We start from the raw sequence: 26235 nt of genomic DNA on the forward strand, positions 1-26235 counted from the left end.
TTTTGGTGTTAGTAATAATACTTTTAAAACATCCTCATAGATATATGTCAAACTCGCTGAAAGCCTCTGATTCAGGATTAGCAATTGTAGACAAATCCCGTCAACGTTTAGGTTGGACAAAAACTAGCACGGCGCGATGGTGGCAAGATGCCCATACCTCTAGAGCTACTTTACGCCGGTTTTGGCAAGGCGATCGCATTCAGCGAGAAATTTTCATTGCGATCTGTCAAGCTGTTGGGATTGTCAACTGGGAAGCGATCGCTGATTTATCCCACGCAGACTTAGAATCTATTGCAGACATCCCCACACATTACCGAGACTGGAATGAAGCACCTGATATCGAAAGCTTCTATGGACGCAATCAAGAATTGACACAGTTAGAACAATGGATCACCAACCAAAACTGTAGATTAATCACCATTAACGGGATCGCTGGTATTGGTAAAAGCGCCCTAGCAGTGGCTTTAGTAGACCGCATTCAGTCAAAATTTGATTGTTTAATTTGGAAGTCTCTGCAAACTTCGCCATCCCTCATTTCCCTGCTGAATAGTCTGCTAAACTCCTTTGAGCAAACCGTTGTCCAAAATATTCAACAAGGTACAGCACAACTAATACAGCAGTTACAAAAACATCCCTGTCTGTTGGTATTAGATGGACTAGAGACTATTTTATCACAGCCAGAAGACCTCAGCTATGGTCAATTTATCCAACAATTAAGTCGGGAACGGCATCAAAGTTGTATTCTAATTAGCAGCCGTGAACAGATAAACACCCTTGAAATTAATACAAAAACATTTCGCTGTTTAAATCTCAAAGGGTTGCCAAAAACAGAGGCGATAGAATTATTACAATCAAGGGGATTTACAGGCAAGGAACTGGGGTTATCAGCCTTAATTCAACTTTATCGCGGTAATCCCTTGGCGCTGAAACTGGTAACACCATTGATTGAGTCTGTATTTGGGGGGAATGTTGCTGCTTTTTTGAGTCAGAATACTTTAATTGTAGGCGATCGCTTGCGTGTAATTCTCAAACAGCAGTTTGAGCAACTTTCCGGCTTAGAGCAAGATATTCTCTACTGGTTGGCTATTTGGCAAGAACCTGTGTCATTCTCTCGATTGCAAAGCCATTTGCTGATATTCGTTGATCCAGGGATGCTTTTAGAGGGCGTTGTAGCCTTAGAAAGGCGATCGCTTTTAGAAAAATGGATCAGCGATCGCGAACCCTCATTTACATTGCAACCCCTGGTAATGAAGGTGGTGACAGATAAATTAGTCGAACAGACTACCCAAGAGATACATCAAGTTGTGCAGAGTTATGATATCCGTCATTTTCAGATATTGCGAACCCATTGGTTGCTACGACCGGGTACAGACGATATTACAGGCGATCGCATTTTAACTCAACTTGGCAAAAAACTCTGGCGTTCCTATGGTGCAACTCTTCCCCAAATCCTGAATCAGATTTTGTTGTTGTTAAATGGCCAATCTCCTTTAGCAATGGGTTACATCGGGAGTAATGTAGCGATCCTCTCAGGAATAGACTTGATATGACCCTTATCTGCTTATTTGCGGTTTATCCTGACAAGAGGTCTAAGATGTAAGTATAGGCACTTCAAGAGACAGTAATACCTAGTTTGGGCTACACCTACCCAGTGGTAGATTTTTGCGATCGCATCAATTAGTGCGATCGCAATTGAGTCACAATAATAAAAGGCAATCATTGAAGGTGCTGTAATGCTTCGTCTAACTCAAACTATTCGCAACTTGTTCCTTCGTTTTGAAGGGTTGTTTGGTGTTTTATTCCAAAGTGTTTCTAATTTTTTCGGAAATGTATTTGGTTTTTTTGGCAAGCTTTTCGGATTTACTCGGTCTGGTTATTTCTTGGAATCTGATCAGGTGCAAGGAATAAAGCAAGCTTCGGCGAAACAGCCAATTGAAAAGGATCGGGATAACACCGCTAAAATTCCTGCCACTAACCGCCGTCGTCCTAATGCCAAAATTGACGACTACTACCTCAATATGGCTCGTGATGTGAAAAAGAACTAACAAAAGACATAAACTAATTGGAGGGTCATCTTAGTGATGCGTAGACGCAAAGTTGCTTGTCGTCATATACCGTCTACGGTGAAAGCTTTGCGCCATCACACTCCCAATCTTTCCTCTCGGAATTTTATAAATTACTGTCGCCTGCACTGGTGTAGTGTCAGGGCGTTTTTGTGGAAAATCATCCAGCCACAATTGACGGATTTGTTTGTGCGTAGGCGTAGCTCAACCCAGGCATCGCACCTTTAAGAAAATTAAACCCATGTTGAGGCTGGACAAGAGCTACAGAGATTTTTGAAATTTAATTTTAACTTACCAAATCAACTAAAGCGTTCGACTGAAAGCGGACTATAGATGAAACTGAGCAGCCGCGATAATTCTCAGAGGTGAAGACTGATAGTGTGATATTAGCTTGACCGGGATCTAAAATGCGTTTTACCTTGCAGGTTTGCATTTTGTTGTTGCAGTAAGCAATAATGCGATCGCCAGCCTTGACTTCCAACGCTTGAATTTTCAATTAATACCAACCTTGCCAGGAATTTGCTTCGTTAAAGGAAAAATATATTACTATATTTTGCTTCTTCAACAATAGCAATGTTTATTTAACTATAACACAAAAATTGAAGTATTCAATGGTATCAATTTCATCTTGATAATGTCAACCTTCTTTATGCTTAAAACACTAGTGAAGAAGGCAGGAAGTAGAAAATTATCCGTTGCTCTCAGCCCCATCTAATTCCAAGCCACCAAATTCTTCGCGCAGCTTGTCGAAGTGTCCCTAATCCCCAGTCCCCTAGTTCAGCTTCTGGGGAGCTAAATTCTTTCGAGGACAGATTTTTTCTTTCGATGTTTTTGTTACAATTATTGAAATTTTTAGATAAAAATACCACTATGGCTTTATATGCTGAATTACATAGACACCTGGGCGGCTCCGTCGTCCCACGAGTTTTATGGCAATATTTCGAGCGACATTCTTCAGAGTTGATTTCCGGCTTTGCTGACTATTCAGAATTTGAAGATTTTTATACCCGCCCACGCAACACCCTAGATGAGTATCTAGAATTACACACCCTGGTAGAAAGTGTGCAAACTGTGGAGACTTTACCTTACTTTATCTATCGCTTGGTGCGGGGTGCTTACATATTTGAAAATTTGGCTTATCTGGAACTGCGATACACTCCTTATTTACGGACGCCTGAGCATCTGAGTCAATCCGAAAGAATTGACAAGATGGCAGAAATTGTGCGAGTAGTAGGACTTGCCAGCCAACAGCCAGAATATCCCATTGTTACTAGCCAAATTCTCTGTATGCACACGCGCCTACCATTAGAGGTGAACAAGGCGATTGTTGATTTGGCGGCGCAAAATAAGCAGTATGTTTGTGCAGTAGATGTAGCGGGGGGTGATAGCTATTACGCCGATCGCTTAGAAGAATGGATTAGCTTATATGATTATGCGCGATCGCTGGGCGTTAAAACCACAGGACATCTATATGAAACCACCGCAGGTTGTTACCCAGAACTGTTACCCTATCTCATGCGGATTGGTCACGGCATCCAAATTCCCCTACTGTATCCAGAGTTACTTAATGATGTAGCAAAACGCGGACAATGTTTGGAAGTTTGCCCCACAACGTACCTGAAAACTGGTACTTTGCAGGATATACGTCAACTAAAAGTAGTTTTTGACCGTTGTTTTGATGCTGGGGTCGATATCGCTATCTGTACTGATAATGCTGGATTGCACAATGTGCGTCTACCATTTGAGTATGAAAATCTCTTGACTTACAACATTATTAGTTTTGAACAACTACAAGCTTGTCAAGATGCAGCTTTCCGTCATGCTTTTGCTTGGCCTTACAGTCAACGTCCTGTATCGCTGTTAAACGGTTTGCTCAAACCAGAATCACCTAAAGTTTTGGCAGTCAGGGATAGTAATTAACCACTACTTAAAGATGTGCATAAAGTCAGGTAATTTAATGTTAATTAATGTTGCAGAACAGGCTTTTTCCTGATGCCGTAGAGAAAGTTGTAATGCACAATAGATATGTTGTAAAAGTCCATGTTTTAGAAATTAAACCATAAATAAACACAGATAATTCATCCGTGTTTATTTGTGGTTATTTTTTCGTTGAGAAAGGATTTGGATTTTGCAAGAAATCTAATGTGCAGTCCAAAAAAACCAGCAATTTCAGCTTTTACCTCTTATAACCTCACAAGTTTTCTTTACAGCTATTTCAGGTAAATAGACCACGCGGTATGGGCATAGCATTGCTATGACGATAGATTTGGTTTAAATACATGAAAACTGCTGTAAAATTAATAAAAATTTCTCATAAATTAGCCTCCCCATCTCCCCCTGCCCCCAGAAGCTATAAACTAGAATTTATGGCATCTACTATTCAAGCTCTACCAACAGAAGTCGTATATCTCATTACAGCTGGTGAGGTAATCGACTCTTTAGCTTCTGTGGTGCGGGAATTGGTAGAAAATTCCCTAGACGCAGGTGCAACAAGAATTGTGGTTTCTCTATGGCCGCAGCAATGGCGAATTCGTGTGGCAGATAATGGTTGTGGAATGAATCTAGATGATTTGCAACAAGCAGCCACAGCCCACAGCACGAGTAAAATTCGCTCTAGTGGCGATTTATGGAAAATTAACAGTTTGGGGTTTCGTGGAGAGGCGTTGCACAGTTTGACGACTCTGGCAGATTTAGAAATTTTGAGTCGTCCTGTGGGTGGAAAATTAGGATGGCGGATGATTTATGGCAATGGTGGGGAAGTTGTGCAAGTTGAAGCAACTGCGATCGCACCTGGTACTGTAGTTACAGTTTCTCATCTTTTCGGTAATTGCTCATCTCGTCGTCAGGGATTACCCACAACAGCACAGCAAATCAAAGCTATGCAAGCCACAATTCACCAAATCGCCCTGTGTCATCCCCACGTCACCTGGCAGATTTGGCAAAATGATCGTCAATGGTTCACCATCTGCCCCGCCGCCACAACAGGGCAACTACTACCGCAGATTTTATCGCAAGTCCGACAAAGTGACTTGCAAGAAGTGAAACTCGAAATACCCAACCCACCAAACTCCTCACTCCTCACTCCCCACTCCTCCCTAAATTTAGTGGTAGGATTACCCGATCGCGCTCATCGTCATCGTCCAGATTGGGTACGTGTAGCCATTAACGGACGGATGGTTAAGACACCGGAACTAGAGCAAACCATATTATCAGCATTTCACAGAACATTACCACGCGATCGCTATCCAATTTGTTTCTTACATCTTGCCATTTCGCCCGATCAAATTAACTGGAATCGCAATCCAGCAAAAACAGAAATTTACCTCAACGAAATCATTTATTGGCAAGAGCAAATTACCCAAGCAATTAACCAAGCCCTCAGCATCTCTTCAAGCAATCTCAAAGAAGCTGTCCATACAACACGAGTTAGTAAATTACTCAAAGCCGCAGAAGCCAAAGGCGGTTACAATTTCAATCCTCAAAATCCGAACGAAGATCAAAAAACTCCTAACTCCTCACTCCCAACTCCTAACTCTTTAAAAGCTGTCGCTCAAGTTAGCAACACCTATATTGTGGCGGAACATTCAGGTGGGATGTGGTTAGTAGAACAACATATTGCCCATGAGCGAGTTTTATATGAGAAATTGTGTGATGATTGGCAACTTGTCCCTATCGAACCACCAATAATTCTTTATCAATTATCGCCAGCGCAAATATCGCAATTGCAACGCATCGGCTTAGAAATAGAACCCTTTGGCGAACAACTTTGGGCAATCCGTAACATACCCGCACCTTTGCAGCAACGAGACGATTGTGCAGAAGCAATTTTAGAACTTAGTTGGGGAGGCGACTTACAAACAGCCCAAGTAGCCGTCGCCTGTCGCAGTGCCATTCGTAATGGTACACCGATGAATCAACAAGAAATGCAGACACTTTTAGATAATTGGCAACGCACTCGCAACCCTCGCACCTGTCCCCACGGACGCCCTATTTATCTATCTTTAGAAGAATCAGCTTTAGCCCGGTTTTTCCGGCGTAATTGGGTAATTGGTAAAAGTCATGGAATTTGATGTTTTCGGTGAGACATTACATCTATGCCACCATACATAAAGCTTTTGGGTTTCTCGGGCACATTAACTGTTTTTTGTTAATGTTATCCTAGTCTCACAACTAGCTCCTCAAGCGTGAATTCCGGCATTACCTGGCGTACTGATAGAATTAATATCACAGTAAAATACCAAAAACCTGGTCGAGGTTGACCAGGTTTCATCGAGTTCACAGGTTTCAAATTGTTAAACTAATTAACTAACTGAAGGTTAATAACTAAGGTGGACTGAAAAACTCACAAATTCAGCATTCCTGCGTTTTTCCGCTTTAGGATTTGGCTTTGCCTTCTACAATTAGGCTTTTTGCCACTTGGATAATATTTGATATGCTGAAATTTGCTTGGGCTAATGACAAGGAGACACTAAGCCATTGACCCTTTTTGTTCGGTTTGGTTCTGTTTGGTGTCCTACTATTTAAGTTATCACTTAGTTTGTGAATTGCAACCCTTAGTTTACTAAAGTTGATGTTTTGTTAGATTTTGCAATCTCAATACAGAAATTTGATCCCTAGCTATCTTTTTAAGAAAGTTGAAGGGATCTTGGAGAGTTGAGCATAGCTAACCAAACTGTATTGTCACCAATTCCACATAATCTGACTGTTATCAAGATGGTCAGTAACAATACGTCCAATGGAATCGATTTCTGCCAATTCAGTGGCGGAAAGCTGAATTTGGGCGGCTAAGGCGTTGTCTAGTGCTTGTTCAGGATAACGGGCCCCAACAATGGCATTTGTTTGAGGTTGGGCAATTAACCAGGCCAAAGCTAACTGAGCAAGGGTACAATTATGAAAAAGGGCTATAGGACGCAGTTTTTCTAACGCTTGTTGAGCATGTTCAAAGTTTTCACCTTGAAACAGTTTATTTTTAGCACGGTTATCTGTCGGATCAAATTTATGACCAGGAGCAAATTTTCCTGTTAACAAACCCTGTGCTAAAGATGAATAAGCAAGGATAGAAATATTGTTTTCGATACAATAGGGCAATGGATCTTGTTCTACCTGCCTCCAGAATAAAGAATAGGGTGGTTGTAAACTATCAATACGTCCATAACTTGCTGCTTCTGCTAACTGGGCGTGGGAAAAATTGGAAGCACCGATCGCTCGAATTTTACCTTGCTCTTTAAGAAAGTTAAGAGCGCTCATAGTTTCTTCGATAGGTACTATTTCACTATTGAAAGCGCCGGAGGGCCAATGTATTTGGTAAAGGTCGATGTAATCAGTTTTCAGGTTGGTTAAGGAGCGATCGCAAGCTTCAATTACTTGTTCATACTTTAGATGGTTAGCAAAAACTTTCGTGGCATATTCTACGCGATCGCGCACATCAGATAAAGCTTCAGCGACAATTCGCTCAGAGTGTCCTTCACCATATACTTCAGCAGTATCAATTGTGGTGATCCCAGCTTCATAAGCGGCTCGGATAGTTTTAATCGAGTCAGCATCCTCAATTCCCACCCACATTTTTTTACCAGCTTGCCAAGTTCCCATCAACAGAGGTGTGATTTTGACTTCAGTTGTACCTAGCAATCGCTTTTCCATAGCTGTTCCCTAATTCATTCCCTTGGACAGGTTCATACTTTATCAGTTTTCGTGTGAAATTAAATCATAGTTACAGTAGATGCTGATGGAATTGACTACAACTTTTCATGCCCTCAAAGAATGGGCAGTTGCCGTAAATGCCTTGGAAGATGGCAAAACAATTATGTTGCTCCGCAAAGGTGGTATACATGAACGAAATGGACATTTCCAAGTTGCCCACAAGCAAATTTTGCTTTACCCTACTTATGAACATCAACAAGCTTTCATGCTGAAAGCAGAGTATGCAAATCATGTTTATCCAGTAACATCAGGTTGGCATCCTGAGACAGTTCGCATCGGCAGTTGGGCAGAAATTACGGATATTTTGCCCTGTAGTGACGAGTCTATTGTCAATACCTTACTTCCCTTTCATATTTGGAACGAGCATTTTATTAGCGATCGCCTCAAATGGAAACCACGTCAACCCCTTTATATTCTCCTTCTGCGGACTTACAAACTACCCCAAGAGCAAGAAATTCCCTATTACGCCAAATACGCCGGCTGTAAGTCATGGATTGATTTAGATCAATCAATTCACTTGCAAGCAGCAATACCAGTTTTATCTAACTTTGCATACACCCAACTAGTAGAGACAATTCGCGCCATTGTTGGCGAAAAAATAGAGAGAAAGATTGACCGAATAATTCATAACTCTTAAGAGACTTCCAAGAAATAAATTATCCATCTTGTGGGGTGGGCAATCCTGCCCGCCCTAAATATGGTACGGGTGTTTACGTAGCGGCAGGTAGTGCGGACACCCATCCCACAAGAGAATATACGCAATCAGCAACGCCTGTTTTTATTGTCAACTTAGGTGAATTCTAGTAATAAATTTACCATAGCCGTTGGTTTCGACTACTTCGACTTCGCTCAGTACAAGTTCGCTCAACCAACTGAGTGGCCGAGAGTTGAGCGACTTGTGCCGAGCCTGTCCTGAGCGTAGCCGAAGGGCGGAGCCGAGGTAAGTCGAAACTCGTAAACATGGTATTTTTTTAATCAGAAATCACCTTAGATCCTTTTGTTTAAGGGACTGACAAATAAAAAAATACTCAACTATATCTTGTGGGGTGGGTGTCTCACCCGCCCACAGCCAAAGGCGCTCATATTGCCCACCCCACAAGATTGGATAATTTATTTGTTGTCAGTCCCTAACCAGAACGCAGATACTCAATTTCACTACTGTATCAAAGCTAAATTTACAATTATTTTAAGTATTTACACGCAAATTTAATTATTTTACGTTGAAAAATAATTAATCCTATAGTTTAACTTTGCAAATTAGTAACTAGCGTTCAGCAAACAATAGCCGGAAAGAATGATTTTCAGGTAGGGTCAAGGGGAAAGAAGGTTTTTTGAGTTATACCTAGCTTCGCCAAATCAAATACGAGTGCTATATCACTCTCAGTCATTTCACAGTCAATCTTTTATTGAAATCATCGATACTTTACGTACTTATACTAATGTTTATCCCTTCTTTATTATATCTTACCGAAGATTCACTTAGTATTAAGGAATAGAAAAAAGCGAAGTAGAAATTGTTAGAACAAGAAAAAGTAAATTTTTTCAAGTTAATTATAAGTACTAGTTACATCATTATTATGATTAATGAGCCGCGCAAATTTGAAAATACAAACTATCAGTATCAATAACAAACGGTGACTGTTATATATTTTGAATATATACAAGGCTTCGTCTTAAATTCTTGTAGAGAAAGCGGCAGAATTCAAAATGATTACAGCGTCAGCATTTTATTGATTTGGAATGGGTGGTTTATTTACGCTGTGCTGTAGTAAATTGATTCTCTCAAAAACATAATGCATATTTCTTTCAAGTGGAAAGTGTCATAAGAAATAATACGTCTTTACTTCAATCCCCAAGTTTTAACTATGGGCTTACTCAGCACTCGCTCAACCCTAGCTATCTGCTAACAGCACTCCTGAAGTTACTTTTTAAAGGAAAACATGAAGCCTACCTTACGTCACATTTTAAAACTCAAGAAAGAATATAGCCACCTGCCATTTTTTGATTTTTTAAGGGATGAGACTTTATCAGCTCGTCAGCGCCTAGAATTTTACCCCTGTATGTCTCCTTTTATCATGAGTTTTGGCGATCTAAATCGCTATGTCATGCGCCAAGAGCCAACCTCAGATCCTTATCAGGCTATGGTGAACGAACACTCTTATGAGGACGATCATCATTGGCCATGGTATTTGGAAGACTTTATCAAATTAGGCTTTAGTAGTGAAAAAACCTCGCCCACTGAGCATTTACAGTTTTTCTACAGCGATCGCACCGCAGTAAATCGCCTGTTGTCGTACAAGCTAGCTCATTTGATTTATAACTCATCCAGTATCGTCCGTCTAGCTATTATCGAAGCTATTGAAGAAACGGGCAACGTATTGTTTGAACTGATTGGAAAACTGGCAGAAAAAATTGAAGCGGAAATGGGTATCGAATTGCGCTACTGTGGGGAATTCCATTTTAGGAAAGAATCTGGTCATGCGATGACAAAGAACCATACTATCATGGCAAAAATCGAAATGGATGACCAAACACGTGCCGAGGCGATTGAAAAAGTCAATTTGGTGTTTGCTTGGTTTACAGAATGGACGGAAGAATTGCTAGCGTATGCCAAGGAAAACCTGAATCATTCATTGGAGCCAGTTGCACAAAGAATTAGTATGAGTTCAGTTTATAGTTTTTAATTAGCAAATTTCGTCAGCCTGATTCGAGAACTGGCTCCCCTGAAGCCCCCTCCAGAAACTATCGTTGCTCTCATGGATGGCGACTCAGTAATTAGTCCTGGCACTCAATTCGCCCACGCAGGGCTAGCTCCTAGAAATAGAATTTAGGGGCTAGCCCTGGGTGGTTAACTTGATCTGATTGCAAATTGCAAACCTATACTTAAAAAAGTAGCTCTTGTTACACCCAACCGCAAAAAACGCGGATAACATTAGAAAAATCTTACCTGATAAAGAAGGTGAGACAAAGCTGTTGATCTTTGTGTCCTACTAGCAGCTATCCTCCAGGCTATGACTTATTAAGTAATTATCCCGAAGGGGATAAAACTTAATTACACTTTGTCTAAAGTATTAGGCAAAAATTACTCCGTGAGGGTGATAAGTTGCTTGACAAAAGTCTGTTATTATGCATTATTAGCTAAAAAGCAAAGGAGTTTGCAATGCATCGACAAATGTGCTGGTTATCTAAGTCTGGTGGCGACGGAGAGAAAATTTTGTATTTGCAGACAGAACCCAATCAACCTTGGCGTCCCTACACAGCTTTTGGACACATTGCAGTGCCAGATTATAAAATAGAAGGTGGTTCTAAAGGTTGGGCAACTTATCAAAAACTTATCAAAGCAGGCTGGACACTGGTATCTAGCGCCCGTGCAAACGAGTTCGGCGGCAGCAGCAGCTACGCAGAGTCAACAATCCAAAATCAATAAAGGAATTGGGAATTGGGCACTTGTACTGCCCTTCGACTACGCTCAGGAACCGCGACTTGTGCCGAGCGGAGCCGAGGTAAGCCGTTGGCGTAGCCTCTCGTAGAGAAGTATTGGGCATTGCGAATTAGTTATTTTCCTCATCTTTCCTACTCCCTCACACCCTCACAAACCTCTGGGGGAACCTTCACCGCGAGGATCAGCAGCCCCTTCTAAAGTTCCATCAGATGTGACCGCGATCGCATTACCATTTCCCCAAGGAGTAGTTTCCTTAATTTTATGCCCCCGATGGCGTAAGTCTTGCACAGTCAGAGCATCCAAGCCCCAGGATTCCACGCGCAACTCATCGGGAAGCCATTGATGATGTATGCGTGGAACAGAAACAGCTGCACCAACATCCATGTTGTATTCCAGCACATTCAGGATCACTTGCAAAACCTGGGTGATGATGGTGCTACCACCAGGCGCACCCGCAGCCATACGGAAATGACCATTTTCTGTGACAATTGTGGGAGTCATGCTGGATAGAGGAGTTTTGCGGGGTGCAATGCTGTTAGCATCGTTACCAACTAAACCAAAAGCATTAGGCACTCCTGGCGCAGCCGCAAAATCATCCATCTCATTGTTGAGGATAATTCCAGTTCCCGGTGTCACCACACCAGCACCAAAAAGCAGATTAATGGTGAAAGTCAGACTGACGGCGTTGCGTTGTTGATCTACAACTGTCAGATGAGTGGTTTCAGTAGATTCATGGCGAGTCGCTTGCAGTTGGAGAGATTGATTAGATAACGGGATGATATTTTCTCCCAAACTTTGATTATTAGCTTGACTAAAATGTTGTAGTGTCTCTTTGTCTACTGGCTTGATCTCGGTCGAGGGTCTAGCCACTTGCATATTAATTTCTTGACGGCGTTTTTTGGCGTAAGCTCGACTGAGCAATTCTTGTACAGGGACTTTGACAAAATCAGGATCGCCTAAATATTGTGAGCGATCGGCGTAAGCAATTTTCATTGCTTCTACCATTAAATGTATTGCGTCGGGATGATGCCATCCTAAAGATTTTAAATCAGTGTCACCAATAATATTTAGAATCTGTAATAGGTGAACTCCTCCCGATGATGGTGGTGGCATTGAGCAAATTTTAGCTTTGCGAAAGTTTCCACAAACGGGAGTGCGCCAGATTGGTTTATAGGCTTTGAGGTCTTCTAGAGTAATTAAACCACCATTTTTTGCCATATCAGCCGCGATCGCCCGAGCAATACTTCCGGTGTAAAAATTTTGGGGATTTTCGGCAATTGCTGTTAAGGTACGCGCCAAATCTCGCTGCACCAGCTTGTCCCCTGGCTGATAAAATTCACCGTTGCGAGTGAAAATTTCCCGCGCGGCTGGATTGCTGAGAATTGCTTGCTGGCGCTGGTTGAGACGCACAGTTAGCACATCGCCAAGAATAAAGCCATCTTTAGCAAGTGCGATCGCAGGTTTCATCACCTCTTGCCAAGAAAGTTTACCATAGCGACGATGCACTTCATAAAGTCCCGCCACCGTTCCTGGTGTCCCTACTGCCAAATAACCATCAATACTTGCATTGGGGCGCACCTTTCCTTTGGCGTCAAGATACATATTTCTTGTAGCTTTCAAGGGTGCGCGTTCGCGGAAATCTAATGCTTTCATCTCGCCAGTTTTCTCAGAGTGCATTAGTAAAAATCCGCCGCCACCGATTCCCGCCGAAAAAGGCTCAACTACAGAAATTGCAAAGGTTGTGGCTACGGCTGCATCCACTGCATTACCACCTTTGCGTAACATCGAAATTCCCGCTTCGCTTGCTAGGGGATGGGCTGAAACCACCATCCCCTTTTTGCTGCGTAGGGGTAAAGTTAAGGCGGCTGAGGCGACTTGGCTATAAACCAGGAGGGTGAAAGAAAAAACTGCGATCGCTACGCGCACCGCAGGCATCGCAACTCCCTTGGTTTGAGTAACAGCAAGCATTTTTATACCATTTACCATGAAATCTTATACATATTTAGCATCTTGGTGTACTTAATTTATCAGATTTTGATTACTATTGTTTGCGATCGCTCTCTCACTCCCCTTGAATGGTTAAAAATATGAAAAGTATATAAACATTTTATCAAGAGTATACAAAGTTTTTTTGAAAAGTATAGACATCTAAGTAAATATTTGGATATCAATCAAGTTATTCTCAGGTTAACTAAAAGTTACTTCCAAAATCGATTCAGGTAGGAAAAACCTATGACAGTTATCATTGGAACCAAGGGTAACGATACCCTACAGGGCTTTTCCAGTCAGGATCTTTACGACATCGGTATAACCACTGTAACTGGTGGCGGTGGCAATGATATATTTTGACATTATTAAAGGCTTAAGTGGCAATGACATACTGACGGGTGGCGATGGCAATGATATCCTCATTGGTGGCGACGGTAATGATACGCTCTATGGAGGGCATGGTACTGATACGTTTGTTTTCAATAGTTTCAATGAAGGACTTGATCAGATATCTGACTTTGCCACTAATGAACTAATTCAGGTGTCGGCTGCTGGTTTTGGTGGCAGTTTATCAGCAGGTGTACTTTTAGCTAATCAGTTTACACTTGGAGAATCTGCAACCACTAGCACCCAGCGATTTATTTATAACTCCAATACAGGTGCATTGTTTTTTGACCAGGATGGTAGTGCAGGCGCATTTACTCAGATACAATTTGCAGTATTATCTGCTGGGTTGTCACTAACGAACAACAATTTTGTGGTTGTTTAATCGTTTCGTTATTAGAGTTCCATCACTTAGCCGCAGAGGACAAGAATAGGACTTACGCACTGAAGCCTGAAACCTAGATCCCCTTAGTCCCGCGATCGCATTCTCAAGGTATATAGCAGATTGCGCTCTAATCGAATACACGTAGAGACGTAGCAGTGCTACGTCTCTATAAGGTTTTGGGTTTTATATATGTACTTCATTTACCTTAAATCTGCTGTATAGCGGTTCTCGAATGGAAGCAATATAGTCTAGACTTCTCTGCTTTTAGGAGAGAAGCTTTAAATTTTACTCCCCAACGCTACAAGGGTTGGGGCTGAGGGTTAGGTCTGTATTACACTCAACCCAGAAGCGCTATAGTCATTAGTAAGAGGCTAATATAAAGCGTATTTGTCAATCAATTAAAACTTAATACAGTTCAGTTAAGACTAAAACTAATTATGGCGATTTTCAGTTGAGTGAGAGACAATCAAATGTACTATACAGAGTTTTTATGAATCCTGTAATCGCCCATCTTCCATGTAAATAATGCGATGTCTGGCGACAAGCCGCTTCTCTTCGAGAGGCTTCTCTTTCAGAGACGCTAACGCGTCTACGGCAACATCTAAAATGTGAGTTAATATGGATACCGTAATTACACCACAAAGAATCGAGTTACCACCTGGCGCGGTGTTGAAGCTTTTGGGAGACTGGAAAGCCTATCAAATATTGAGTCAGCAACTAGGCGATCGCTCCTCACCTCGGATTAAATATCGAAGAGGGGAAATTTTACTCATGGCACCGCTACCAGAGCATGGAAGAGATGCAAGCTTGTGAAATAGATGTGACAAGCTATACCGACATTAATGATTTCTTGCCTTATCGAGTGCCAGAAGTGTGGATATTAAAGAGTAATCGGTTATTCATTTATCGATTGCAGGGAGAAAGTTATGCCCTTACAGAAAGCAGCTACTTTCCTAACGTCAGAGAAATTGTGCAGCAATGTCTCCAAATGGCCAATGAGCAAACAACAAGTGAAGTCATTAGGTGGTTAAAGAACTTTTTGCGTGAACAACAGTAGTACAATGTCTAAGCTAGTAATTAAAAGTTTGTAGTAAGCACTTTAGTGCTTAGAAAATAAGGACTGAAGTCCTTACTACGAACTTACTTACCCATCAATTTAAACTTGACATAGTAGAGGGTGTGTTACCCTAGCCCTTAACTAAGAATTACGAATTATTTTAATCCCTTCGATTTCCGAAACTCCTGGACAACATCTTTAATATCACGTAATTCCCCCTCAACTAAATAGTTTAACTGTCGCATTTCATCTGCCGAAATCTTTCCTGCAAGTGAAGCGATCGCTGTTTTTAATTCGGGATATTTTTTTAATATTTCTTGTCGGACAATTGGCACAGTTTCGTAAGGCGGAAAATAGTGTTTATCATCCTTTAAGACAACTAAACCCAAGCGAGAAATCTGTCCGTCAGTGGAATTACCCGCTACCATATCTACCTGTTTTTGAATCAAAGCACGATATATTAAACCTAAGTCCATGATTTGGGGAGGTTTAGCAAAACGTAAATCATAAGTTTTAGCTAATCCTGGAAAACCATCTTCTCGTTCTAAAAATTCATAGCCAAAACCACCCCGCCATTGTGGTGTATATTGAGTAGCTTCAGATAGAGTTTCAATATTGTAGCGTTTAGCATCTTCACCCCGGACAATCATCGCAAAAGTATTTTCAAAACCCAAGCTTGGCATTACTTCAAGATTGAATTGTTGGGAGTATGCTTGTTTTAATCTTTCATAAACTTCTTTCGGATCTTTAACTGCCTTTTGCTTTAAAATTGCAGTAAAAGCTGTACCAGTATACTCAATATATACATCAATTTTACCAGCAGTAATAGCACTATGACAGACAAAAGAACCACCTAAATGGGGGCGACGAGCTACTTTTAAATTAGTCGTCGCCTCGATTTGCTGGGCTAAGAGTTCACCTAAAATATCTTGTTCGGTAAAATCTTTGGAAGCAACGATAATATTACCACCGCTACTACTATTTAAATTTGGCGTACAGCTAGTAGTTACCAGTAACAAGGCAAAAGTTAAAAAGCAAAGTGTTAAAAATATTTTCATTAATTTTTACTTTTTAATTTATTCTCCAACCAACCAATTGCAAAGTCAGCTAATAATGCAATTACCGCCGCCGGAACTGCACCAGCTAAAATTAACTGATCGTTCACAACTGATATACCGCGAAAAATAAATACTCCTAAACCACCAGCACCAATTGCGGCGGCAATAGTTGCAATCCCAATGGCAATTACTGTTGCTACTCGTACTCCTGCCAGAATTACTCCCATTGCTAAGGGAATCTCAACTTGTAACAATAATTGTCTATCTGTCATTCCCATGCCTCTACCAGCTTCTCCAATCGCTGGATCTACGCCCATAATACCTGTGTAAGTGTTACGAATTATCGGCAGCAAAGAATATACAGTGAGGGCAATAATTGCAGGTACTGCACCAATTCCGGCAATCGGAATGAGTAAACCAAATAGCGCCAAACTAGGAATAGTTTGAAAAATATTTGCTATGACGAGAATTGGTTGGCGGAGATAAGTTTTGCGTGTAATCAAAATGCCTAAAGGAATGCCTACAAGTATAGCAATTCCAATAGCGATACCGACCAAAAATAAGTGTTCTAGAGTATGCTGAAGAATTTCTGGGGCATACTTAACGAGGAAGAAATTTTTCATAAAGTGTCTGGAAGGGAACGCAGACATTGGAGAAAGGCTAGACTTTCTGGGTGTTGCGATCGCATAAATTCATCTATCGTCCCCAATACTACCAATTCTCCGCCATACATTAAACCAATTCTCGATGCCAAAACCAAGGCTTCTTGAATATCGTGGGTGACAAAAACAACTGTTTTGCCTAATTCTTGCTGCAAATGCCGAAACTCTTGTTGCAGTTCTAGCCGCGTAATCGGATCGAGTGCGCCAAATGGTTCATCCATCAATAACATTGGCGGATCTGCTGCTAAAGCCCTGGCTACACCGACTCTTTGCCTTTGTCCTCCCGAAAGTTCATGGGGGTAACGTCCGGCAAATTGTGCTGGTTCTAAGCCTACCAATTGTAACAACTCGTAAACCCGCGTTTTTATTTGTTTAGGTTGCCAACCTTCCAAAGAAGGGACTAAACCCACATTGCGTTCAACTGTAAAATGGGGAAATAAACCAATTTCTTGAATAACGTAACCAATTTTTCGCCGCAGTTTAATTTCATCCCATTGAGTTGTGGGAATACCATCAAATAAAACTTCGCCTTGTGTAGGTGTAAATAGGCGATTAATTAACTTCATTGTTGTAGTTTTGCCGCTTCCACTGCGTCCAAGTAATACCAGTGCTTCTCCTTGGCGGATGGTGAAATTTAGATTTGACACCAATGGGCGATGGTTGCGGCTAAAGGTGACATCGCGGAATTCGACGGCGGTTTGGTTATTTTGCGGCATGAATGGTTTTTGATGGACGCTAGCTATATGTATTATGTGCTGATTTTGCTAGCGTGCTAACCCCCGATTTGCTTGCAACAACAGATGCCCAAACTTCATAAGCTGTAATTGGCGCTAAACCATATTACAAGAAAGAAAAACGAACCGCAAAGGACGCAAAGGACACAAAGAAAGAAAGAAAGAAAGAAAGAAAGAAAGAAAGAAAGTAAAGAAGTTAAAAGGGTTTGGCGCAGCCTCACAAAGAAATGGTATAAATATTCATTGAGTAATATCATGTCCGCTTGATTACTTATTAAACCCGAAGAACCCCACACCGCCAAAGCTACACTTTGTCTCCCCTCCCCGCAAGCTCTTAGGGGTTGGGGGTGGGGTGCAATGACTATGGGAATCATAACTATTTATACGGACATGATATAACATCTGCAAAATTTTTTGTATTTTATATTTTTAATGCCGACTTACCCAAAGACAAACAAATTACGTCATTTTGGGGTGTATGAATACGGCTACAAAGAATATCTCGATAATGTCTTTCAATCGGATTTTTTTTAGATAAACCTGGATTTCCCACGAGTTTTAAACCAATTTCTACGGCTCGAATGGCATTACTTGTAGCCAAATATTTCACTGTTTGTGCTTGCAAATTAAGATTCGGCTGGTGTTCACCTTTGTCAATGTCTGCTGCCAAACTGTAAATTAATCGATGGTTGGCGTATAGTAATGCTTCAATTTCACCAACAGATGTTTGAAAGTGGGGTAAAGTTGCTAGACTTGCACCTAAATTCGTCGGCGATCGCTCATTTAAATAATCAACTAACCAGTCTCGTGCTGCTGTTGCTACCCCTTGATACAACGCACTTAAAAATAAACTGCCAGCTGCCAGCATTAAGGGATCGGGTTTTGACCAAAGCTTGACGGGACGTAAATCTAAGGCGTATTCTCTGGGAATATAGGCATCTTCTAAAATCAAGTCGTGACTGCCCGTTGCCCGCATCCCTAAGTGATCCCAAGTTTCCACAATCTTCACCCCTGGAATGTCCCGAGGAACCAAAAAACTCCCTACTTGCGGTTCATCATCATCTGTGCGCGCCCAAACTACGAAGTAACGCAAAATCGGACTGCCAGTAGTGTATTGTTTGTGGCCAGTTATTAACCAACCATCAGATGTACCTTTGGCGATGGTTGCAGGTAATCCCCCTCTGGCTGGTGTACCTAATTCCGGCTCCACACGGGCAGCATTTAGCAAAGCTATACCTTGCACAGACTCTCGACACAACTTTTCATAGACAGTGGGATGCCAGCGCCGGTGTCGGGCGGCGCTAGCGTGTTGTAAGTAGTGCATCGTCAGCACTAAGGCAGTGGAAGGATCACCACTGGCGATCTTTTCAATCACCTGACAGGCTGTGGTATATCCTACAGCCTGTCCACCAAACTCTACTGGTACAGTTAGACTCAATAATTTTGCTTTGTGGAGAGCATCAAAGTTTTCAAAGGCAAAGGAACTATTGCGATCGTGGATGGCAGCGCGGGTGGCAAAATCGGCAGCAAGAGAATCGGCCAGATCCAAGAGATTGGGCAATAATTTTGCTGTTGAGGTAACGGACGCTTCTAAAACAGGTGATTTTGACATTTAGCTTTTTACTCCTTGCTGCAATTATTGGCATTTGGCGATATCTTTATTAAAACTGCTGCCCCAAAGTTTTTTCACGTCAACTTTTGTGGGAATTATACCTGCTTTAAATGCCGTTGCTGCACCAGCACTCATGTCACGGGGGCGCAGATGCGATTTCTCAAATATACGAAAGCGATCGCACCCACAGCAGCGAAGATAGGATCAACACTACTATTTTTACCACCAGTCCTTCCATAAAATTGCACCATTGCCATGAATGAGATAATCAGCTAGTTGTCGCAGGTGAAAATCAACAGCGTCCTTAACTGTGGTAAAATCACCATCTGCTACTAAAGCTTGGACTCCAGAGTTTTTGATAATATCTCTAAAACTTCTTCCTAAGTTGACACTGTGTTTTGAATAGACATTTTTACCTCGCTTTACTAGCAATGCCGGAAAACACAAATAACTGTTCTTCTTTGGGTGCAGCCAAGTTTTCACCAAAGTATCGATGAATACCTACTCCCATATCTCCTGTAGCCGTGAGTTTGAAGTTGACTTCCTCAAATCCAGATGCAGACAAAATTTTCCGTACATTGTCAGAGTAGGTAATACCGTTAGAGTGTCCACGAGTCCAAATGACAAAAGCACCTGGTTTACTCAGAAAACTCAGGTTATCTAGTAAGCGATTGAGTTCAGTTTCCTCAGCCAGATTGCCAAAGACACCACATACAATCACGATATCTGCTGGTACTGCCCCTACATAGTTAGTGGCAAGAGTTGCATCACCATTGATAAACTCAATTTGCTTGGCTAAACCCAAAGACTCTATAGTTGTTCGTCCACGTTCAACTAGATTTGAATTTATTTCAACCAGTCGTGCAGAAACATCCTTCGCACGGGGGTGATTTTTTAAAGTTCCTAGTAAATCTCGTCCATCACCCGCGCAAACACTGACTATTCGGATAGCGCCATCAGGTGAGGCATTCAAGCTGTAAGCAATATATTCCTGCACGATTGCTAGACGCTGCTGCAATTTTGGCTCAGTATCGTATAGGTCGTGCCATTCATACCAATCTTTTGGCATAAGGAGTGATTCCCATTTGATGCACACTGTGTAATCACAAACTACGATTATTTTATCAAGTTACTGTAGTTTATGGATGAAGGCACAGTATCACAGAAATTTATATAAAATCAAGTCTTATTGAATAAAAACCGCCCTTAATTGCTTGGTTATACGTAAAAATTATATATAGTATCAATACGTAAATATTTGTATAAAAAAAATTAATATCCGTTGCTAAGAGGTTCTTTATTTGTCAAATACAGTAAGATGATTTTGGGTAGAGAAAATTTTTAAGCGTTTTTAGCCTGTACAGTAATGGCGTTTGATTATGCGGTTTTGGGAAGAAAGCTCAAGAATGCGCGGGAAAGTCTTTTAATTACTCCGCAAGATCCTGCATCACGCCTTCAAATAAGCTTCCAGGAGTATCTAAATATTGAAGAGGGTAGGAACAGAATTACAGGTGATCAGTTAGTATTATTAGCCGTTCTATACCGTCGTGATTTTAGATACTTTGTTACGGGTGACTATCCATCAGCAGAGTCACAAGTTCAAGAGATGTTTCGACGAAATGCTGCCCTTTCCCAAAGCGATCGCGTCGCTATTCAGGAATTTGTTCGGCTCTGTGAATACGAAGATTTCCTGGAGCGAGAAATATTTCAGCGTCAGTCAATACCGATTCCCAATTATGGACAATTTTCATTTGGTCACAGACACTTCAAAAGACAAGGCGAAGAAGCTGCCTTTTTTGAGAGAGAACGTTTAGCTGTGGGAAAACAACCAATAGAAAATATATTTGAGTTGATCAGAAATCAAGGTATTCATATTTTTAAACGTCAATTAGAGGATAAAAATATATCTGCTTTATACATCAATCATCCGGTTGCTGGACATTGTATTCTTGTCAACTACCTTGATGACTTGTATCGGCAAAATTTTTCTGCTGCTCATGAGTACTGTCATGCTTTATTTGATTCATCTCAAGGTCAAGAGGTTACATACTTAAAGTCCTCAAATGATAAATCTGAGCTTGAATGGAGAGCTAATAGTTTTGCAGGTAATTTTTTGGTTCCAAAGCAAAGACTGGAATTAGACTACTCACCTGCCAACACCTATGAAGCCTGGATTAGTCTGATCCGACAAGTTGCCGAACGCTTTCGAGTTAGCTCACAAGTTGTCATAATCCGTTTATTTGAACTTAAATGGATTGATAAAGCTTTACAACAGCAGTTATTCCAAGATCAACGTTTAGTTATTAAGCATGATGAGAAATTTGATCCTGAAACTCCACCAAGTTTATCTTTAGGGATACGAGACAAATCGACTCAAATTATACGCCGAGGTTTATCTTGGCACTTTATTGATCTTGGTACAGAGGCATACAGACGTGGAGAAATTACTTATCAAAAACTTCTAGATATGCTGTTACTTCCTTTAGAAGATGGTTATCAACTTCTACATTAACTCTTAACGTTTCTGGAGGTAGATAGCTAGTGAAAGGAGTGGTAACTATTGATAAGTGTTCAATTTTGAATTTCATGTATATCAATCGCTTTTATCTCCTAAAAGCACTTGGTTATTCTGTAATTACAACGGTGTATGTTCAACTGGAATTTGAGAATGCAAAATACAAATATCCTGATAGCTTGACTTATTTCAGTGATTTAGTCAATTCTGGTGAAATTTCAAGATTTCCCTTGGAAATGAGGATTTAGTAGAAATGTCAACTGTTCCTCAGTCAAAACGTGCAAGCGATGCAGAGTTATCTTGTTTTGTAGTTGCCAAACGTATTGGTGGTAAAGTGATGACTGATGATGGGAGGGCAATTAAGTACATTCAACGATACATTCAAATGCCTCCAGATAGTGTGACTCAGTTGGTTGAGGTTTTAATAGAAGCTTACTTGGAAAATCACTTAGGAGATCATGAACTTAGACCAATACAAAAAATGCTAGCAGACCATAAGTTTGTTATCAAGATTGATTTAGCTAATGAGGCAGCGAAAAGAAGATGGATGTTGGGTGGCTACAGTTGATTAGTAATTAATGTATTCAATAATCCTATCATGAGGAATTTGTACAACGTTTTGGTTATTTAGTTTAGCAATAAGGGATGATTACTATGTAATCTCAAACTACGGTTAATTTATCAATTAAATGTATTTAATACCTAGAAAAGAGGTACTATAAGAATTTAGACGTAATAAAGTCTTAATTCTTTTAGATGGGTTGTAAATACGTTTAGTCCCGTTAGATAGACTTTATGAAATCGGCGTAACTATTGATTCTAGCTAAGACCGCCATGAACCCTAGTTTTTTAACTGCCCATACTCCAACCACGATCGCGATTGTTGGCGGAGGTTTTAGTGGTTCTCTAGTCGCTACCCACCTATTGAAAACTGCCAGTCAACCTCTCACCATTAAGCTGATTGAGCGTAGTGATCAAATTGGCAAGGGAATCGCCTACAGCACAGATACCAATTGTCATTTGCTGAATGTATCGGCAGGCAACATGAGTGCATTTTCCCACGATCCGGGGCATTTGTTACGTTGGCTTCAGCACAACCGCGATGAGTTAACAGCATTTTTACCCGAAGAAGTCAATGCCAGTACCTTCATACCTCGTAAGGTCTATGGTTTATACATTCAATCGGTTTTAGCAGAAGCAGAAGCCACAGCACCTAGTGATGTACGACTAGAACGCTTCACCGATGAAGTAGTAGGGGTACAGCCTGAAGTCAAAGGCGCAATGATTTCTCTGCGTAGTGGTCGCTGTTTTGCCGCAGACAGAGTTGTGTTGGCATTGGGGAACTCACCTTCTGCACCCCCCGCCATTCAAAACCCAAATAGTAATGATGAAAGTTATCTACGGAATGCTTGGTCAGCCGATGCCCTAGCAGACCTTGATGCTGATGCGCCTGTGTTGCTAATTGGTACGGGGCTAACGATGGTGGATATGGTTTTATCTCTGAGCGATCGCCAACATCGGGGTAAAATTTATGCTGTGTCCCGACGAGGATTATTTCCCCTAAAACATCAAGCGGCTCAACCTTATCCCTCCTTCTTAACCCTAGAAAATTCACCGAAAAGTGTCCGCGGCTGGTTACGTCGGCTACGTGCCGAGGTGGAAATTGCTGTTGCCCAAGGCTACGACTGGCGAGCAGTAATTGATTCTCTGCGTCCCATGATTCAGAAAATCTGGCAAAAACTACCGACGGAGGAACAGCAACGTTTTTTGCGTCATTTGACACCCTATTGGGATGTTCATCGTCATCGCATTGCCCCAAAAGTAGCGGATGTTGTAACCCAAATGCTGGATTCTGGTCAACTCACCATCTCCGCCGGGCGGATTCGAGAATATCAAGCTTTGCCGGATGGTGTAGCTGTTACCGTCTGCCAGCGCAAAACCCAAACTAATAATATCTTGCACGTCCGCCGCGTGGTGAATTGTACCGGGGTAGCAGCAGATTATCGCCGATCGCCTCATCCTCTGATTACTAATTTGCGATCGCAGCGTTTAATTCGCCCCAATGCCATCGGTTTAGGATTAGATACAGATACCCACGGTGCTTTATATGCAGCAGACGGTAACGTTTCGACGCTGTTTTATACCTTGGGAACTCCCCGCAAGGGCGACTTGTGGGAAACTATCGCTGTACCAGAATTACGGGGACAGGCGCAGGAATTATCTCAGGCGTTGTTGCAGTCGCTACCAGTGCGTGTGCGGACTATTGCGACGATGCCTTTGTTCAGCGATGGCAGTGCAGAGATACCGCACTCAACTTTCCTATTCCGGCAATTTTTTGACCCTGCAACTAGTAGTTATACTTACTTAATTGGCGATCGGCAGACAGGAGATGCGGTTCTAGTCGATCCTGTATTAGAGCAAGTTGACCGCGATTTGCAATCATTAGATGAACTGGGATTAAAGCTACGCTACTGTCTAGAAACTCACCTCCATGCCGATCACATCACAGGGGCAGGCAAACTCAGGCAACAAACAGGCTGTGAAGTGATCGTTCCCCAGAATACTGCTGTGACAAAAGCCGATCGCTCCCTTGTCGGTGGCGAAATCCTAGAGGTGGGATCGGTAATCATCGAAACGATTTTCACACCAGGACACAGCGCCAGTCACATAGCATATTTGGTGAACAAAACCCATCTGTTAACTGGTGATGCCTTATTTATTCGTGGTTGTGGACGCACAGATTTTCAGGGAGGCGATCCTGGAACTTTATACGATGTGGTGACACAACGCTTATTCACCTTGCCAGATGATACCTGGGTATATCCTGCCCATGACTATAAAGGACGCACAGTTTCTACCATTGGCGAAGAAAAGCGGCTTAATCCCAGATTTAGTGATTCCTACGGAGCGCTTCGCTATCGCAGCCGTAGTCAATTTATTACCATCATGAACAATCTTAAATTGAGTTATCCTCAAAAGATGAATGCAACAGTGCCTGCCAATGAATACTGTGGTGATTTTATTCCTCAAGAAAGCTTAGACCAGGCTACGAGTTCGGCAACAGATCAAGAACAGAAACAAATAGAACTCACAGTTATGACTAATACAGAAATTTACAATGATTACTTTGCGATGTATATCTAGAGCAGGATGAAATTGAAATTTAGTGATGCTTGACCCTGTTGTGGTTGCAAAAGTTAATAAGCTCCTATTGATGGATCAAAATTTTTCCACCCAGGTGTTCTGAATCAGGCGTAGGCGTAGCCCGTCGTAGACATCGCAGCATTTAAATAACCATTTTTTGATAGAGTGATCCTTTGTTGATCGCTCTTCATCTCTATGTCCCAGGTATCGCTCCCCCAATCGCTCTATCCATACCTACCCCTCACCGCTCTTGCGCCTATGCAGGATGTGACAAACCTCTGGTTTATGAAGGTCATTGCCCACTACGGCAGTCCTGACTACTTCTTCACCGAGTATTTTCGCGTGAATGATACCTCACGCCTCAATCGTCACATTCTGGCAGCAATCACCGAAAACGACACAGGTCGCCCCGTTTTTGCTCAAATGATTGGCGAAAGCATTCCAGACTTAGTAAGAACAGCACAGGAACTCTGCAACTATAATATCGCTGGAGTTGACTTGAACATGGGCTGTCCAGCACCTAGAATCTATCGCAAAAATGTTGGCGGTGGATTGCTACTCTCACCAGAAAAAGTGGATCGGATTTTAGGAGAACTACGGCAGACAGTGAACGATCGCCCTTTGACTGTCAAGATGCGCGTAGGCTTTGAAAATACAGATAACTTTTACAAAATTCTAGATATAATCAATCGCCACAGCATTGATTTGCTGAGTTTGCATGGTCGCACGGTGAAAGATATGTACCACGGAGCAGTGAAATATGATTTGATCGCTGAAGCGGTGCAACAAGTCCATTGTCCAGTGCTTGCCAATGGCAATATATACTCTGCCGCAGCTGCCCTTGAAGTGCTTTCTCAAACCGGCGCGGCGGGTGTGATGGTGGGACGGTGGGCGATCGGGAATCCTTGGCTTTTTAATCAAATTCGGCAGGCTTTGCGCTTGGAGACGATTACGCCCGTTCCTTTAGTAGAGGTACGCAACTATATTGATCGTTTATGGCAAACTCCAACTGCCGCAACTATGCCAGAGCGATCGCGCGTAGGCTACCTCAAAATGTTCCTCAACTACATTGCCCTGAGTGTTGACACTGAGGGTCATTTCCTGCGGCTGATGCGACAGACACAGACTGAGGTAGAACTGTTTAACCTTTGCGATCGCGTTCTCCTTACTGATCTGACGAAAACTTTAGCCCTAGCACCTTACTTAGGCGTGTAACTTAGCAACTATTTATTTGAGATTTAGCAATAGATTGGAGATATATATTATACATTTAGCTATAGCAATGGACAACGAGGTTAGGACATTAAGGACTGACAAATAAAAAAATACTCAACGACGAAATTATTCAAATGGGACTTCATCACACTGCTCCTTGTCGTTACCCAATGCGCCAAGTTTCAGTACTTTGGGGTCAAACTTAGTATCATTATTTAACTAATGTCCTTGACCCACAACAGCTTTCTCCACAGCGAGTCTGTGATTTGTATCGC

25 protein-coding genes are annotated in these 26235 nt (G+C 41.8%); 16 read left to right on the plus strand and 9 right to left on the minus strand.

From position 1 onward, the window contains the following. The first annotated feature begins 44 nt into the window (after positions 1-44). The 3 genes from V7K50_RS15540 to V7K50_RS15550 all read left to right on the plus strand — a co-directional run bounded on the left by V7K50_RS15540 (position 45) and on the right by V7K50_RS15550 (position 2291). Complete coding sequence (locus tag V7K50_RS15540; protein WP_334961446.1) at positions 45-1550, plus strand: NB-ARC domain-containing protein; 1506 nt, start codon at positions 45-47, stop codon at positions 1548-1550. A 183-nt stretch (positions 1551-1733) separates the two neighbouring features. After that, positions 1734-2045, plus strand: a complete 312-nt coding sequence (locus V7K50_RS15545) for a threonine dehydratase (protein ID WP_334961447.1) — start codon at positions 1734-1736, stop codon at positions 2043-2045. A gap of 33 nt (positions 2046-2078) precedes the next feature. Next, a complete protein-coding gene (locus V7K50_RS15550; RefSeq protein ID WP_334961449.1) occupies positions 2079-2291 on the plus strand; it encodes a hypothetical protein in 213 nt (70 codons plus the stop codon). Positions 2292-2349: 58 nt separating this feature from the next. Here the strand turns inward: V7K50_RS15550 and V7K50_RS15555 are convergent, their stop codons facing one another. Beyond that, a complete protein-coding gene (locus tag V7K50_RS15555) occupies positions 2350-2559 on the minus strand; it encodes a hypothetical protein (RefSeq protein ID WP_094352741.1) in 210 nt (69 codons plus the stop codon). A 374-nt stretch (positions 2560-2933) separates the two neighbouring features. On the opposite strand from V7K50_RS15555, the gene V7K50_RS15560 reads away from it, so the two are divergent. Both V7K50_RS15560 and mutL read left to right on the plus strand, forming a co-directional pair. Beyond that, positions 2934-3983 (plus strand): adenosine deaminase, encoded by a 1050-nt coding sequence (locus V7K50_RS15560; RefSeq protein WP_334961451.1) that lies wholly within the window; start codon positions 2934-2936, stop codon positions 3981-3983. 446 nt (positions 3984-4429) lie between these two features. Next, on the plus strand, positions 4430-6133 hold the full coding sequence (gene mutL, locus V7K50_RS15565) for a DNA mismatch repair endonuclease MutL (RefSeq protein WP_334961453.1): 1704 nt from the start codon (positions 4430-4432) through the stop codon (positions 6131-6133). 610 nt (positions 6134-6743) lie between these two features. On the opposite strand, the gene V7K50_RS15570 is transcribed toward mutL, so the two are convergent. After that, on the minus strand, positions 6744-7703 hold the full coding sequence (locus V7K50_RS15570) for an aldo/keto reductase (RefSeq protein ID WP_334961455.1): 960 nt from the start codon (positions 7701-7703) through the stop codon (positions 6744-6746). 79 nt (positions 7704-7782) lie between these two features. On the opposite strand from V7K50_RS15570, the gene V7K50_RS15575 reads away from it, so the two are divergent. The 3 genes from V7K50_RS15575 (at position 7783) to V7K50_RS15585 (ending at position 11190) form a co-directional block, all read left to right on the plus strand. Further along, a complete protein-coding gene (locus V7K50_RS15575; protein WP_334961457.1) occupies positions 7783-8400 on the plus strand; it encodes a DUF1802 family protein in 618 nt (205 codons plus the stop codon). A gap of 1303 nt (positions 8401-9703) precedes the next feature. Further along, a complete protein-coding gene (locus V7K50_RS15580) occupies positions 9704-10447 on the plus strand; it encodes a hypothetical protein (RefSeq protein WP_334961459.1) in 744 nt (247 codons plus the stop codon). A gap of 476 nt (positions 10448-10923) precedes the next feature. Next, positions 10924-11190, plus strand: coding sequence for a hypothetical protein (locus tag V7K50_RS15585; protein ID WP_334803274.1), 267 nt, complete (start codon positions 10924-10926; stop codon positions 11188-11190). 162 nt (positions 11191-11352) lie between these two features. Here the strand turns inward: V7K50_RS15585 and ggt are convergent, their stop codons facing one another. Then, positions 11353-13173, minus strand: coding sequence for a gamma-glutamyltransferase (ggt, locus tag V7K50_RS15590; RefSeq protein ID WP_334961508.1), 1821 nt, complete (start codon positions 13171-13173; stop codon positions 11353-11355). 264 nt (positions 13174-13437) lie between these two features. Between ggt and V7K50_RS15595 the strand changes: the two genes are divergently transcribed. From V7K50_RS15595 to V7K50_RS30725, 4 genes are all read left to right on the plus strand, one after another. Next, on the plus strand, positions 13438-13554 hold the full coding sequence (locus V7K50_RS15595; RefSeq protein ID WP_334961461.1) for a hypothetical protein: 117 nt from the start codon (positions 13438-13440) through the stop codon (positions 13552-13554). Beyond that, complete coding sequence (locus tag V7K50_RS15600; protein WP_334961462.1) at positions 13541-13963, plus strand: hypothetical protein; 423 nt, start codon at positions 13541-13543, stop codon at positions 13961-13963. Before V7K50_RS15595 ends, V7K50_RS15600 begins: the two co-directional genes overlap by 14 nt. A gap of 618 nt (positions 13964-14581) precedes the next feature. Then, a complete protein-coding gene (locus V7K50_RS30720) occupies positions 14582-14776 on the plus strand; it encodes a hypothetical protein (RefSeq protein ID WP_442944602.1) in 195 nt (64 codons plus the stop codon). Further along, positions 14763-15020 (plus strand): hypothetical protein, encoded by a 258-nt coding sequence (locus V7K50_RS30725; protein WP_442944603.1) that lies wholly within the window; start codon positions 14763-14765, stop codon positions 15018-15020. Before V7K50_RS30720 ends, V7K50_RS30725 begins: the two co-directional genes overlap by 14 nt. A gap of 155 nt (positions 15021-15175) precedes the next feature. On the opposite strand, the gene V7K50_RS15610 is transcribed toward V7K50_RS30725, so the two are convergent. The 6 genes from V7K50_RS15610 to V7K50_RS15635 all read right to left on the minus strand — a co-directional run bounded on the left by V7K50_RS15610 (position 15176) and on the right by V7K50_RS15635 (position 20155). Next, positions 15176-16078, minus strand: coding sequence for a glycine betaine ABC transporter substrate-binding protein (locus V7K50_RS15610; RefSeq protein WP_334961464.1), 903 nt, complete (start codon positions 16076-16078; stop codon positions 15176-15178). After that, positions 16078-16701 (minus strand): ABC transporter permease, encoded by a 624-nt coding sequence (locus tag V7K50_RS15615; RefSeq protein ID WP_334961466.1) that lies wholly within the window; start codon positions 16699-16701, stop codon positions 16078-16080. Before V7K50_RS15615 ends, V7K50_RS15610 begins: the two co-directional genes overlap by 1 nt. Beyond that, positions 16698-17456 carry an ATP-binding cassette domain-containing protein gene (locus V7K50_RS15620; RefSeq protein ID WP_334803268.1) on the minus strand — a complete coding sequence of 253 codons (759 nt, stop codon included), beginning with the start codon at positions 17454-17456 and terminating at the stop codon, positions 16698-16700. Before V7K50_RS15620 ends, V7K50_RS15615 begins: the two co-directional genes overlap by 4 nt. 439 nt (positions 17457-17895) lie before the next feature. Then, a complete protein-coding gene (locus V7K50_RS15625; protein WP_334961468.1) occupies positions 17896-19086 on the minus strand; it encodes an acyl-CoA dehydrogenase family protein in 1191 nt (396 codons plus the stop codon). Positions 19087-19305: 219 nt separating this feature from the next. After that, the gene (locus V7K50_RS15630) at positions 19306-19518 is read right to left on the minus strand and encodes a hypothetical protein (RefSeq protein ID WP_334961470.1); all 213 of its coding nucleotides are present in this window, start codon (positions 19516-19518) and stop codon (positions 19306-19308) included. Further along, positions 19499-20155, minus strand: coding sequence for a class I SAM-dependent methyltransferase family protein (locus V7K50_RS15635; protein ID WP_334961472.1), 657 nt, complete (start codon positions 20153-20155; stop codon positions 19499-19501). Before V7K50_RS15635 ends, V7K50_RS15630 begins: the two co-directional genes overlap by 20 nt. A 297-nt stretch (positions 20156-20452) precedes the next feature. Here V7K50_RS15635 and V7K50_RS15640 point away from each other — a divergent pair, with 297 nt between their 5' ends. From V7K50_RS15640 to V7K50_RS15655, 4 genes are all read left to right on the plus strand, one after another. Then, complete coding sequence (locus tag V7K50_RS15640; protein ID WP_334961474.1) at positions 20453-21598, plus strand: helix-turn-helix domain-containing protein; 1146 nt, start codon at positions 20453-20455, stop codon at positions 21596-21598. A 256-nt stretch (positions 21599-21854) separates the two neighbouring features. Next, the gene (locus V7K50_RS15645; RefSeq protein WP_334961476.1) at positions 21855-22169 is read left to right on the plus strand and encodes a hypothetical protein; all 315 of its coding nucleotides are present in this window, start codon (positions 21855-21857) and stop codon (positions 22167-22169) included. 266 nt (positions 22170-22435) lie between these two features. After that, positions 22436-24745 (plus strand): FAD/NAD(P)-binding protein, encoded by a 2310-nt coding sequence (locus tag V7K50_RS15650; protein WP_334961478.1) that lies wholly within the window; start codon positions 22436-22438, stop codon positions 24743-24745. Positions 24746-24940: 195 nt separating this feature from the next. Beyond that, entirely contained in the window at positions 24941-25960 is a 1020-nt protein-coding gene (locus tag V7K50_RS15655) for a tRNA-dihydrouridine synthase family protein (RefSeq protein WP_334961480.1), read from the plus strand. Positions 25961-26235 lie beyond the last annotated feature (275 nt).

Source organism: Nostoc sp. (assembly GCF_036917135.1).
In the GTDB taxonomy this organism is placed as follows: domain Bacteria; phylum Cyanobacteriota; class Cyanobacteriia; order Cyanobacteriales; family Nostocaceae; genus Nostoc.